7 protein-coding genes are annotated in these 12554 nt (G+C 72.4%); 5 read left to right on the plus strand and 2 right to left on the minus strand.

Going from position 1 to position 12554, the window contains the following annotated elements; genetic code table 11:
* Positions 1-7022, minus strand: a 7022-nt coding sequence (locus tag ABD371_RS34490) for a type I polyketide synthase (RefSeq protein ID WP_344486273.1), incomplete at its 3' end; no start/stop codon positions are given.
* 378 nt (positions 7023-7400) lie between these two features.
* Positions 7401-7829 carry a MerR family transcriptional regulator gene (locus tag ABD371_RS34495; protein WP_344486276.1) on the minus strand — a complete coding sequence of 143 codons (429 nt, stop codon included), beginning with the start codon at positions 7827-7829 and terminating at the stop codon, positions 7401-7403.
* 64 nt (positions 7830-7893) lie between these two features.
* On the opposite strand from ABD371_RS34495, the gene ABD371_RS34500 reads away from it, so the two are divergent.
* The 5 genes from ABD371_RS34500 (at position 7894) to ABD371_RS34520 (ending at position 12485) form a co-directional block, all read left to right on the plus strand.
* Positions 7894-8802 (plus strand): NAD(P)-dependent oxidoreductase, encoded by a 909-nt coding sequence (locus tag ABD371_RS34500; protein ID WP_344486279.1) that lies wholly within the window; start codon positions 7894-7896, stop codon positions 8800-8802.
* 255 nt (positions 8803-9057) lie between these two features.
* The gene (locus ABD371_RS34505; RefSeq protein WP_344486282.1) at positions 9058-9450 is read left to right on the plus strand and encodes a YybH family protein; all 393 of its coding nucleotides are present in this window, start codon (positions 9058-9060) and stop codon (positions 9448-9450) included.
* An 8-nt stretch (positions 9451-9458) separates the two neighbouring features.
* Complete coding sequence (locus tag ABD371_RS34510; protein WP_344486285.1) at positions 9459-10847, plus strand: FAD-dependent oxidoreductase; 1389 nt, start codon at positions 9459-9461, stop codon at positions 10845-10847.
* Positions 10844-11203: a nuclear transport factor 2 family protein gene (locus ABD371_RS34515; protein ID WP_344486288.1), complete on the plus strand. Its 360-nt coding sequence runs from the start codon at positions 10844-10846 to the stop codon at positions 11201-11203. The genes ABD371_RS34510 and ABD371_RS34515 overlap by 4 nt, the downstream gene beginning before the upstream one ends.
* 103 nt (positions 11204-11306) lie before the next feature.
* The gene (locus tag ABD371_RS34520; RefSeq protein WP_344486291.1) at positions 11307-12485 is read left to right on the plus strand and encodes an acyl-CoA dehydrogenase family protein; all 1179 of its coding nucleotides are present in this window, start codon (positions 11307-11309) and stop codon (positions 12483-12485) included.
* Positions 12486-12554 lie beyond the last annotated feature (69 nt).

Here is a 12554-nt window from a genome sequence, read left to right on the forward strand (position 1 = left end):
AGCTGTTCGGTGGTGGTGGCGGTGACGGTCGCGCGGTGTTCCATGGGGGTGCGGGTGAGGGCGAGCGCGGTGCCGATGTGGGCGGGGTCGAGGTGGGGGTGTTCGGTGACGTGGTCCAGGAGGCGGGTGGCCTGTCCGGCGAGAGCGGCGGGGGTACGGGCGGACAGGGTCCAGGACACCGGCCATCCCGCCGATCCCGAACCCGCCCGAACCACCCCACCCGTTGAGCCCCGCTCCGGCGCATCCGGTGCGTCCGCCGGGTCCGGGGAACTCCCCTCCGGCTGCTCGATGATCATGTGCGCGTTGGTGCCGCTGATCCCGAACGAGGAGATCGCCGCGCGGCGCGGCCGGTCCGTCTCCGGCCAGTCGACGGCCTCGGTGAGGAGTTCGACCGCGCCCGCGCTCCAGTCCACATGCGGGGTCGGTTCGCTGACGTGCAGTGTCCGGGGCAGGGTGCCGTGCCGCATCGCCTGCACCATCTTGATGACGCCGCCGATGCCCGCCGCGGCCTGCGTGTGGCCGATGTTGGACTTCAGCGAACCCAGATACAGCGGCCGGTCGGCGGGGCGGTTCTGGCCGTACGTGGCGATCAGCGCCTGCGCCTCGATGGGGTCGCCGAGCGTGGTGCCGGTGCCGTGCGCCTCGACCGCGTCCACATCCGCGCTCTCCAGCCCGGCGTTGGCGAGCGCCTGCCGGATGACGCGCTCCTGGGCGGGCCCGTTGGGCGCGGTCAGTCCGTTGGACGCGCCGTCCTGGTTGACCGCCGAACCGCGTACCACCGCGAGGACGTGGTGGCCCTTGCGCCGCGCGTCCGAGAGACGCTCCACCAGGACCAGCCCGACCCCCTCGGACCAGCCGGTGCCGCCCGCGTCGGCGGAGAAGGAGCGGCAGCGGCCGTCACGGGCGAGCCCGCGCTGACGGGAGAACTCCACGAAACCGTCCGGCGTCGACATCACCGTGACACCGCCCGCGAGCGCGAGATCGCACTCACCGCCGCGCAGGGCGTTCGCCGCCTGGTGGACGGCGACCAGCGAGGACGAGCAGGCCGTGTCCACGCTGATCGCGGGACCCTCCAGACCGAAGGTGTAGGCGATCCGCCCCGAGGCCACGCTTCCCGCGTTGCCGCTGAGCAGGAAGCCCTCCAGATCCTCGGGCACCCGGTGCACCCGTGAGCCGTAGTCGTGGTACATCACCCCGGTGAAGACGCCGGTACGGGAGCCGCGCAGCTCGGCCGCGTCGAGCCCGGCGTTCTCGAAGGTCTCCCACGCCGTCTCCAGCAGCAGCCGCTGCTGCGGGTCGGTGGCCAGGGCCTCCCGGGGGGACATCCCGAAGAAGCCGGCGTCGAAGTGGTCGGCCTCCGCCAGGAATCCGCCGTTGCGGGTGTAGGAGGTGCCGGAGCGCTCCGGATCCGGGTCGTAGAGCGCCTCCAGGTCCCAGCCCCGGTCCTCGGGCCAGGTCGAGATGGCGTCGCCGCCCTCGGCGAGCAGCCGCCACAGACCGTCGGGCGAGTCGACCCCGCCGGGGAAGCGGCAGCCCATGCCCACGATCACGATCGGGTCGTCGTCCGCGGCCCCGGCCCGCGCGGCGGCGGCGACGGGGGCGCTCACGGCCGCCCCGCCGGTGCCCAGCAGCCCCGACAGATGCGCGGCGAGCGCGGTGGTCGTCGGATGGTCGAAGACCAGGGTGGTGGGGAGCCGCAGCCCGGTGGCGGTGTTGAGCCGGTTGCGCAGCTCGACCGCCGTCAGCGAGTCGAAGCCCAGCTGCTTGAAGGCCCGTCCGGCGTCCAGCGTCGCCGGGTCGGGATGGCCCAGGACATCGGCGACATGGCCGCGCACCAGGGCGACGAGAGTCCGTTCCCGCTCCTCGGCGGGGAGCGCGGCCAGCCGGTCCGCCAGTGAGGAACCGCCGGAGACGCCGTCGCTCGCCCGGCGGCGGGCGGCCGGGACCAGCCCGCGCAGCAGCGGCGGAGCGCCCCCGGCCGAGCGGCGCAGCCGGGGCAGATCGAGCCCGGTGGCGGCGAGAACGGCCCAGTCCTGGGCGAACGAGGCGTCGAACAGGGCGGTCCCGTCGTCCGAGGAGAGCGGCAGCAGCCCGGACTGGGCCATCCGCCGGACGTCGACCTCGGTGACATGGCTGGTGCTCTCGCTGGTGTCGGACCACAGGCCCCAGGCGAGCGAGGCCGCGGGCAGACCGTGCGCCCGGCGGTGCTGGGCCAGCGCGTCCAGGAAGGTGTTGCCCGCCGCGTAGTTGGCCTGGCCGGCGGTGCCCAGCAGACCCGCGAGCGAGGAGTAGAGGACGAAGGCGTTCAGCTCCAGGTCCCGGGTGAGCGCGTGCAGATTCCACGCGGCGTCCACCTTGGGCCGCAGCACCCCGGCCAGCCGCTCGGGGGTCAGTCCGGTGAGCAGCCCGTCGTCCACCACGCCGGCCGTGTGCACCACGGCCTTCAGCGGCCGGTCGGCGGGGACCGCGGCCAGTGCTCCGGCCAGCGCTTCGCGGTCGGCCGCGTCGCAGGCGGCGAAGACGACCTCCGCGCCCAGCGCGCGCAGCTCCTCGCCCAGGGCCGCCGCGCCTTCCGCGCGCTCGCCCCGGCGGCTCAGCAGCAGCAGGCTCCGGGCCCCGTGCTCGGTCACCAGATGCCGGGCCAGCAGTCCGCCGAGGGTGCCGGTGGCACCGGTGATCAGTACGGTTCCCTCGTCCCAGCGCGGGGCGGCGTCCGGTCGCGGCGCGTCCGCCCGGCTCAGCCGGGGGACGAGGGCCGCGCCGTCGCGCAGCGCGATCTGGGGCTCGTCCGAGGCCGCGGCGAGGGCCACGAGCGCGGGCAGCGCCCGGCCGGAGTCCCCGTCGGGGTCCCCGTCGAGGTCCACGAGGAGGAAGCGGCCGGGGTTCTCCGTCTGCGCGGAGCGCAGCAGACCCCAGAGGGGGGACCGGGCCAGGTCGGTGACGTCCTCGTCCCCTGCGGCCACCGCGCCCCGGGTGAGCACGACGAGCTTGGCGGCGGCGAGCCGGTCGTCCGCGAGCCACTCCCGTACCGTCGTCAGCAGGCTCTCCGCCGACGCGCGTGCCCGCTCGGGCAGTTCCGCGTCCGGGCCGGCGGACCGGGGCGGGGCCAGTACCACCACATCGGGTACGGGGGCCGAGCCGTCGAGCGCGGTCAGCAGCGCGCCCAGGTCCCGGTGGCGGCGGTCGGCGGGCACCCCGAGGGCGGCGGCGAGCGACTCGTCCGCCTCCCCGCCACCGTCGGCGTCCCCGTTTCCGTTTCTGTTTCCGAGCAGTGCCCAGCCGTCCGTGCCGGGGTCCGATGCCGGGACGGACAGCGCCGTCCAGCCGACCCTCAGCAGACCGTCCCGGGCGCCTTCCGGCGCGGCGGCGCTCAGCGCCCCGGCGGGCAGCGGTCGCAGGGTCAGCGAGTCCGCGGTGGCGACGGGCGCGCCGGTGCCGTCCGCGATGACCAGCGCGGCCGAGGAGTCCCCGGTCGGCGTGAGCCTGACCCGCAGTACGGAGGCGCCCGTGGCGTGCAGGGTCACCCCCGACCAGGAGAAGGGCAGCACGGCGGGCCGGTCCTCGTCGAGCACGGGCAGCAGCAGCGGGTGGAGCGCGGCGTCCAGCAGGGCCGGGTGCAGTCCGAACAGCTCGGCCTCGGAGCGCTGTTCCTCGGCGAGCGCGACCTCGGCGAAGGTCTCGCCCCCGCTCCGCCACACCCGGCGCAGTCCCCGGAAGGCCGGGCCGTACTCGTACCCGCTCCGCTCGGCCCGCTCGTAGAAGGATTCGAGCGCGACCTCGGTCGCGCCGGCCGGGGGCCACAGGGCCAGATCGGCGGGGCTCTCCCGGCGGGCCGGCGCGAGCAGACCGGTCGCGTGCGGGGTCCAGGGCCGGGCGGTGTGCTCGTCGTTGTCGTCGGGCTGGGAGAAGATCTCCAGCTTCCGGCGGCCGGACTCGTCCGACTCGCCGACGACGACCTGCACGCGCACCGCGCCGCCGCCGGGGAGCAGCAGCGGGGCGGCGAGGGTGATCTCCTCGACGAGTTCGCAGCCGACGTGCTCCCCGGCGCGCAGCGCGAGTTCCACGAAGCCGGTGCTCGGCAGCAGTACGGTCCCGTCCACCGCGTGGTCGGCGAGCCAGGGGTGGGTCTGGGCGGAGAGCCGGCCCACGAAGAGGAACGCGTCGCGGTCGGCCATGCCGACCGCCGCGCCGATCACCGGGTGGTGCGCGGTGATCAGCCCGAGGCCGGAGGCGTCACTGGGCGCGGCCGTGGTCTCCAGCCAGTGCCTGCGGCCCTGGAAGGCGTACGTCGGCAGGGCGACCCGGCGCGGGTCGGTCCCCGCGAAGACGGCGTCCCAGTCCAGGGCGACGCCCCGGCAGTGCGCCTCGGCGAGCGCGCGCCAGAACCGGCGCGGTCCCCCCTGGTCGCGGCGGAGCGTGCCGAGGACGGCGGCCTCGGTGCCCTCCAGGGTCTCCCGGACGCCGACCGCGAGCACCGGGTGGGAGCTGATCTCCACGAAGTTCCCGAAGCCCTGGCCGACCAGGGCGCGGACCGCGCCCTCCAGCTGGACGGTCTGCCGCAGATTGCGGTACCAGTAGCCGGCGTCCAGCTCCGGGCCCTCGACCCACTCGCCGGTCACCGTCGAGAAGAACGGGATCTCCCCCTTCCGGGGGGCGATCGGGGCCAGCAGCCCGGCGAGTTCGTCCCGCAGGAGTTCCACGTACGCCGAGTGGGACGCGTAGTCCACCGGGATGCTGCGGGCCCGCACCTCGTCCGCCGCGCACCCGGCGAGCAGCTCGGCCAGGGCCTCGGACTCGCCGGACACGACCACGGACGAGGGGCCGTTGACGGCGGCGATCTGGATGCGGTCGCCCCACGGCTCGATCCGCTCCCGCACCTGGCCGGCGGAGAGCGGCACGGAGATCATGCCGCCCAGTCCGGCCAGCTTCCTGCCGATGGCCTGGCTGCGCAGCGTCACGACGAGGGCCGCGTCCTCCAGGCCGAGGATCCCGGCCACGCACGCCGCCGCTATCTCGCCCTGGGAGTGGCCCACCACGGCCGACGGAACGATGCCCTGGGAGCGCCACAGCTCCGCGAGCGACACCATGACCGCGAACAGCACCGGCTGGATGACGTCGACCCGCTCCAGCGGGGCGGAGCCCTCCACTCCGCGCAGGACGTCGGTGAGGGACCAGTCCACGAAGGGCGCGAAAGCCCTCTCGCACTCGGCGATCCGGGCGGCGAACACCGGTGATCCGTCGAGGAGTTCCACGGCCATGCCGGCCCACTGGGAGCCCTGGCCGGGGAAGAGGAAGGCGGTACGGGAGGGGTCCGCCGCGACCCCGGTCACCAGGCCGGGGGCGGACTCCCCGGCGGCCAGCGCGCGCAGCTGCTCCGCGGCCTCCTCGGCGCTCCCGGCGACGGCCACGGCCCGCCGGGGCAGCGCGGCGCGGCCGGTGGCGAGGGAGAACCCGATGTCGGCGGGGGAGAGGCCGGGGCGCTCCGCGAGGTGCTCCAGCAGCCGCTGGGCCTGCGCGGCGAGCGCCTCGGGGGACTTGGCCGAGAGCACCCAGGGCACCAGGCCCGGCGTCAGCGCCGGTGCGGGTGCCGGTACGGGGGACGGGGCGTCGGCGGCGGGTGCGGGCACGGGCTCGGGGGCCGGTGCCTCCTCCAGCACCACATGGGCGTTGGTGCCGCCCATGCCGAAGGAGGAGACGGCGGCGCGGCGCGTCCGCTCCCCGGCGGGCCACTCGACGGCCTCGGTGAGGAGTTCGACCGCCCCCGCGCTCCAGTCCACATGGGAGGTGGGCTCTTCGGCGTGCAGCGTCCTGGGCAGTGTCTCGTGCCGCATGGCCTGCACCATCTTGATGACGCCGCCGACTCCGGCCGCCGCCTGGGCGTGGCCGATGTTGGACTTGAGCGAGCCGAGGTAGAGCGGCCGGTCGGCGGGGCGGTTCTGGCCGTACGTGGCGATCAGCGCCTGCGCCTCGATGGGGTCGCCGAGCGGGGTGCCGGTGCCGTGGGCCTCCACCGCGTCCACGTCGGAGGTGTGCAGCCCGGCGTTGGCGAGCGCCTGCCGGATCACCCGGTCCTGCGAGGGGCCGTTGGGGGCGGTCAGTCCGTTGGAAGCGCCGTCCTGGTTGACGGCGGTGCCCCGGATGACGGCGAGCACGGGATGACCGTTTCTGCGCGCGTCGGAGAGCCGCTCCACCAGCAGCAGGCCCACACCCTCGGCCCAGGCGGTGCCGTCCGCCGCCGCCGAGAACGGCTTGCACCGGCCGTCGGGCGCGAGCCCGCGCAGCCGGGAGAACTCGATGAACCCGGTGGGCGTGGCCATCACCGCCGCGCCGCCGGCCACCGCCAGCCCGGACTCGCCCGAGCGCACCGACTGCACCGCCAGATGCAGCGCCACCAGCGAGGAGGAGCAGGCGGTGTCCAGCGAGACCGCCGGACCCTCCAGGCCGAAGGTGTACGCGAGCCGGCCGGCGGCGATGCTGCCCGCGCTGCCGCTGTAGAGGTAGCCCTCGAACCCCTCCGCCGGGAGCTGGGGGCGCGAGCCGTAGTCCGAGTACATCAGCCCGGTGAAGACACCGGTGCGCGAGCCCCGCAGGGTCGCCGGGTCGATGCCCGCCCGCTCCAGCACCTCCCAGGTGGTCTGGAGCAGCAGCCGCTGCTGGGGGTCGGCGGCGAGCGCCTCGCGCGGCGAGAGACCGAAGAACTCCGGGTCGAAGAGGTCGGCGTCGTGCAGGAACCCGCCCTCACGGGTGTAGGAGGTGCCCACCCGCTCGGGGTCCGGGTCGTACAGCGCCTCCAGGTCCCAGCCCCGGTTGTCCGGGAATCCGGAGACCGCGTCCACCCCGTCGTCGACGAGCCGCCAGAGATCCTCGGGCGAGGCGACCCCGCCGGGATAGCGACAGGCCATCCCCACGATGGCGACGGGCTCCTCAAGCCTCTCCTCGACCTCGCGGAGCCGCTTGCGCGCGTCCCTGGCGTCGGCGATCGCCCGCTTCAGATACTCGCGGAGTTCCTTTTCGTCCGCCACGTGCTGTCAGCTCCCCAAGGTGATGTGCCCGTGTGCGCGCGACGTCATGCCTCATGGCCGACCGGTCAGTTCGGCCAGATATCGAAGAGAATCCGCCGGGTGAGGTCTTCGCTTGCTTGACGAGCATTGATTTCATACGCCACGCATAGCGGAAGCCATGTCATGTGACGTCGCGCGGTGCGCCTGCCCAGAATTCTTTGATCGCGGTCTGTTCAACGACGCTAGCAGGGCCTGCCGAAGGGCGTTCAATGCTCAGTAACGACCTGGCAACCGGGGGCACACGGGGCGCGAGGGCGGACCGGGGAGACAGAGAAAAGCCGGACCCGCCGTCATGGCGGGCCCGGCCGGTCCGGTCGGTACGGAAAGAAGGGGGGAGGGTCAGAGGCGCGCGCCCGGCGCGTGCAGCGGGGCGCGGTCGTCCCCGACGAGGCAGGTCTCCGGCTCCTCGACGACGATGGACGGCGTGGCGGAGATGAGGGTGTCGAGCACCGTGCGCGCGCCGAGGAGCTGCTCGACGGCGGCGTCGATCCGCTCCCGCTCCCGGTACAGATCCGGCAGCATGTCCGCGCACCCGGGCATCAGGCTGCCGTCGTCCTCGACCATGCACGGCATCAGCACGGAGATCGTCTGGGTGCTGAGGCCGGCGCCGAGCAGAGTGCGGATGCCGCGCACCCTGTTCACGTCCTCCTCGTCGTACTCGCGGTACCCGCTGGCGCGCCGTAAGGGGTTCAGCAGGCCCTGCTCCTCGTAGTACCGCAGCAGACGTTCGCTGACACCGGTCCGCTGGGACATCGCTCCGATGCGCACGTGATCACCACCACACCCATTCGATTTGACTCTCACATCAATGTGAGACTCTAACGTGTTCCGCATGACAACACAGCAGGCAACAAGCCCCCAGGAAAGCCCCGTTACCGTCGTCGGCCTCGGCCCGATGGGCATCGCCCTCGCCGAAGCGCTCCAGAAGAAGGGGCACCCGATCACGGTCTGGAACCGCACGGCGTCGAGGGCCGACGAACTCGTCGCCAAGGGCGCCACGCGCGCCGAGACCGTCGCCGAGGCCGTTTCGGCCAGCCCGGTCGCGATCATGTGTCTCAAAGACTATGAAACGATGTACGACGTCTTCGGCCCGGCCACCGAGGAGCTGCGCGGCCGCGCCCTGGTGAACCTCAACTCCGGTACGCCGAAGGAGGCCCACGCGGCGGTCGCCTGGGCCGGCGAGCACGGCATCGGCTACCTCGACGGCGCGATCATGGTGCCGCCCTACCTCATCGGCAACCCCGAGTCGGTCTTCCTCTTCAGCGGTTCGGAGGAGATCTTCACGGAGCACCGGGCGACGCTGTCCGCCATGGGCGACCCGCGTTTCCTCGGTGCCGACGCGAGCCTCGCGGTGCTCTACAACACCGCCCTGCTCGGCCAGATGTACGCGACGATGAACGGCTTCCTGCACGCCACCGCGCTCGTCGCCTCGGCCGGCGTGTCCGCCGAGGCCTTCGCCGACCTGTCCGTCAACTGGTTCCTGCCCACGGTGGTCACCTCCACCCTCGTCGCCCAGTCGCCCGCCATGGACAAGGCCGACTACCCCGGTGAGTACGGGACCATGGAGATGAACCTCAACGCCCTGGAGCACATCACCAGGACCTGCCAGGAGCAGGGCGTCCACGCCCAGCAGCCGGAGCTGATGCTGAACATCGCCAAGGAGGCGATCGCCCGCGGCTACGGCGACAAGAACTACTTCGCCGTCTTCGAGGTCTTCAAGAAGGCCCTCCAGGCCTCCTGACCCTCACTCGGTCACCCGGCAACCGCGGCGTTCCCAGTCCCGCCGGACTGGGAACCGCCGCGCCGTCGAATTATCGCGTAATACCCTCACGTTTTCCGCCTGCGGCTTGAAACATCTTGCCGATGGGTCGTGCATTACTCGTTGATGTACTTGCGGTGGAGCGCCCCTCTCTATCGTGAATATCGGGTCCGGGAAAATTCCTGTGCCCGATTCCAGGACTGTGACATCACGAGAATCGTTTGGGGCGATTTCACTGTGACCAGTACTCATACGGGCGGCGTAGAAGAACATCTTGAGCAGTATGTCCACGCCTTCAACTCCGGTGAGTTCGACGTGGTCCGCCGGTTCTACACCGAGGAGGCGGTATCCGCCTGGGACCCCGGAAAACCGCTGACCGGAGCGGAGCGCGAGGAGAGCCTCGCCGACTTCCTGGCGCTCGGCCCGCGGTTGACCGCGCGGATCCGCGAGTCGCACGTCACCCGTGACACCGCTCTGCTGACCGTCGAGTGGAGCATAGACATCGACTCGGACGGAACCACGGAACGGCTGGCGGGCGTCGCCACCGACGTGCTGAGCGCGGACGCGGAGGGCGGATGGCGCTATGCCGTCGACGCCCCCTACGGCGACCCCCGCAACAAGACCGAGTGAGCGGCTCCATGACCCGGCGATGCGGCCGGCACGCCGTCGTCCTCGGCGCGGGGATGGCCGGCCTCCTGGCGGCACGGGTGCTCTCCGACGCGTACACCGCCGTCACCGTGGTGGACCGCGACACACTGACCGGCGTGACCGACCCGCGCCGGGGCGTCCCCCAGGGACGGCAGGTGCACGGACTCCTCGCCCGCGGCCAGCAGATCATCGAGGAACTCTTCCCCGGCCTCACCGAGGAGATGGTGTCGGACGGCGCGAACCTCGGCGATGTGGCGGGTGATCTGCGCTGGTACATCAACGGGGTGCGGCTGCGGCGGAGCCGCTCCGGACTGAACACGCTCACCTCCAGCCGCCCCTTCCTGGAGAGCCATGTCCGGGCCCGGGTGCAGGCCCTGCCCAATGTGGAGTTCCTGGAGCGCCGCGACATCATCCGGCTCAGCGCCACCGAGGACCGGAGCCGGATCGACGGAGTCGTGGTGGCGGACCGGGACGGGGCCGAGGAGCTGATCGAGGCCGATCTGGTCCTCGACGCCTCCGGACGCGGCTCACGGACCTCAGCCCGTCTCGTCGAGCTGGGGTATCCGCAGGTCGAGGAGGAGCGCCGCAAGATCGGCCTCGGCTACACCACCCGCCACTACCGGATGCGGACCGACCCCTACCGGGGCGACATCGCGATCAACATCATGGCCTCGGCCGCCCTCCCGAGGGGCGCGATCGCGGCCAAGGTGGACGGCGACCGGACCGTCGTGACCGCCTACGGGATCCTCGGCGACCATCCGCCGGCGGACCCGGAGGGCTTCCACGACTTCATCGCCTCCGTGGCAGCGCCCGACATCCACGACGCGCTCCAGGACGCCGAACCCCTCGACGACCCCGTGGCCTACCGCTTCCCGGTCAGCCTGCGGCGGCGCTACGAGCGGATGCCGCGATTCCCCCGGGGACTGCTGCTCATGGGCGACGCCGTGTCCAGCCTCAACCCCTCCTACGCGCAGGGGATGACGGTCTCCGCCCTCGAAGCGGTCACCCTCCGCCGCCATCTCTCCCGGGGCCGCGAGCCCGAGCCGCTGCCGTACCTGCGCGACCTGGCCGCCGACGCCATCGACCGGGTCTGGGAGCTGATGATCGGCAGCGACCTCGCCTACCCCGGCGTCGAGGGCGAGCGCACACCGGCGATCCGCTTCGGACACACCTACGTCGGCCTGGTGCAGCGCGCCGGAACCCGGGACCCCGTCGTGGCCGACGCGTTCCTCCGGGTCATCGCCCTGGTGGAGCCGTCCGAGTCGCTGATGCGCCCCGCGCTGATGCTGCGCGTGCTCCGCCATGTCCTGGGCGGATCGTCCGCCCGCCCCGCCGCCGGCCGGCCCGGCGCGGTCAAGAGAGGTGCTCCCACGCCATGAACGAGACGTCCGTCAGGCTCATCCACGGCTACATCGACGCGATCAACGAGCGCGACGGCGCGAAGCGGCGCGCCCTCCTCGAAGAGCTGTTCACCGAGGACGGGTCCTACATCGACCAGAACCTCACCGAGCCGTACACCGGCCGCGACGCGATCGACCAGTCGATGGTCGACATGCAGGAACACGCTCCCGACGACTGGTTCACGGTCGTCTCGGTGCTCGGCGCGCACAACGACATGGCGCTGTTCACCTGGCGCTGGGGCACTCCGGGCGGCGCGATGTCCCGTGCCACGGGCACCGACACCGTGCTGTTCAAGGACGGTCGCATCCACCGGATCTTCGGCTTCATCAACTGACCCGTCCGCCTGACGGCACCCCCTCCACGCCCCGCCGCGAGAACCCGCCCGGGGCGTTTCCGAACGGGCCCGCACCACCGGGCCCACCAGCAGGGAAGGCGATATGACCAGCACCGGCACAGCGGTCGAATCCGTACTGGAGAAGATCGAGAAGATCGTCCCCAGACTCCGTGAGAACGGTGAGGCCTCCGAGGAGCGCCGCTGGATCCTGGACGAGAACATCGAACTCCTGGCGGCGGCGGACGTCTTCCGCGTCGCCACGCCGAGCCGGTTCGGCGGACTCGGGCTGAGCCTCGCCGAGCAGTGCCGGGTCCTCGCCGAGATCAGCCGGGGCTGCGGCTCGACCGGCTGGGTCTCGATGGTGTGGATCTCCAACGCGTGGGTGGCCACCCTCTACCCGGACCGGGCGCAGGAGGAGATCTTCAGCAACCCCTCCGTCCGCATCTCCGGCGGCTTCACCCCCAGCGGCACCCTCACCCCCACCGAGGGCGGCTATCTGCTCAACGGCAGCTGGCGCTTCAACACCGGCTGCCGGGGAGCCGACTGGAACGTCGCGGCCGCGCTGCTGGAGCTGCCGGACGGCAGCCACGAGGACCTCGTCGCCATCCTCCCGATGTCCGAGTTCACGATCGCGGACGACTGGCACACCTCCGGGGCCGTCGCGACCGGCAGCTCCACCTCCACCGCCGAGAACGTCTTCGTCCCCGAGCACCGGGTCGTGAGCTTCGAGCACGCCGTTCTCAACTCCACCCCGGGCCGGGCCGACGTCAGCGCGGACGGCCGTGACTACGGGCTGTTCAGCTTTGTCATGGCCGAGTGCGCCGCCGTCTTCACGGGCATCGCCCGGGGCGCGTACGAACTCTTCCTCGGCCGGCTGCCCGGCCGGTCGATCACCTACACCTCCTGGAGCGACCAGCGTCAGCACCCGCTGACCCAGATCCAGGTCGCCACCGCCGCGAACAAGATCGCCGCGGCGGAGGGGCTCGCCAACGGCTGGCTGAAGGTGCTCCAGGAGCGCGCGGACGCCGGCGAACAGCCCACGATCGAGGAGAAGACGGCGGTGCGCGGCCAGGCCGCGTACGCGATCCAGCTCGCCAAGGAGGCCGTCGAGGTCCTCCACAACGCGAGCGGGGCCTCCGTGATCCAGCGGAGCGTCCCCATCCAGCGCCTCCACCGCGACAGCCAGGCCCTCTCGCTCCACGCCCTGCTGCTGCTGAGCACCAACCTGGAGACCTACGGACGGGCACTCCTCGGGCTGGACCCGGAGTCGCCGCTGCTGTGAGAGCGGCGGCGGCACACAGAACCACAGCGGATCAGAACATCACACGGACAGAGAAATTCTCTTCAGGGG

Origin of the sequence: Streptomyces amakusaensis (genome assembly GCF_039532665.1) — a bacterium.
GTDB lineage: Bacteria > Actinomycetota > Actinomycetes > Streptomycetales > Streptomycetaceae > Streptomyces > Streptomyces amakusaensis.

Bases quoted from the DNA above. Each gene is read 5' to 3' on its own strand.
- ABD371_RS34520 (WP_344486291.1), top strand. From the start codon at position 11,307: ATGACCAGCACCGGCACAGCGGTCGAATCCGTACTGGAGAAGATCGAG.
- ABD371_RS34510 (WP_344486285.1), top strand. From the start codon at position 9,459: ATGACCCGGCGATGCGGCCGGCACGCCGTCGTCCTCGGCGCGGGGATG.
- ABD371_RS34515 (WP_344486288.1), top strand. From the start codon at position 10,844: ATGAACGAGACGTCCGTCAGGCTCATCCACGGCTACATCGACGCGATC.
- ABD371_RS34500 (WP_344486279.1), top strand. From the start codon at position 7,894: ATGACAACACAGCAGGCAACAAGCCCCCAGGAAAGCCCCGTTACCGTC.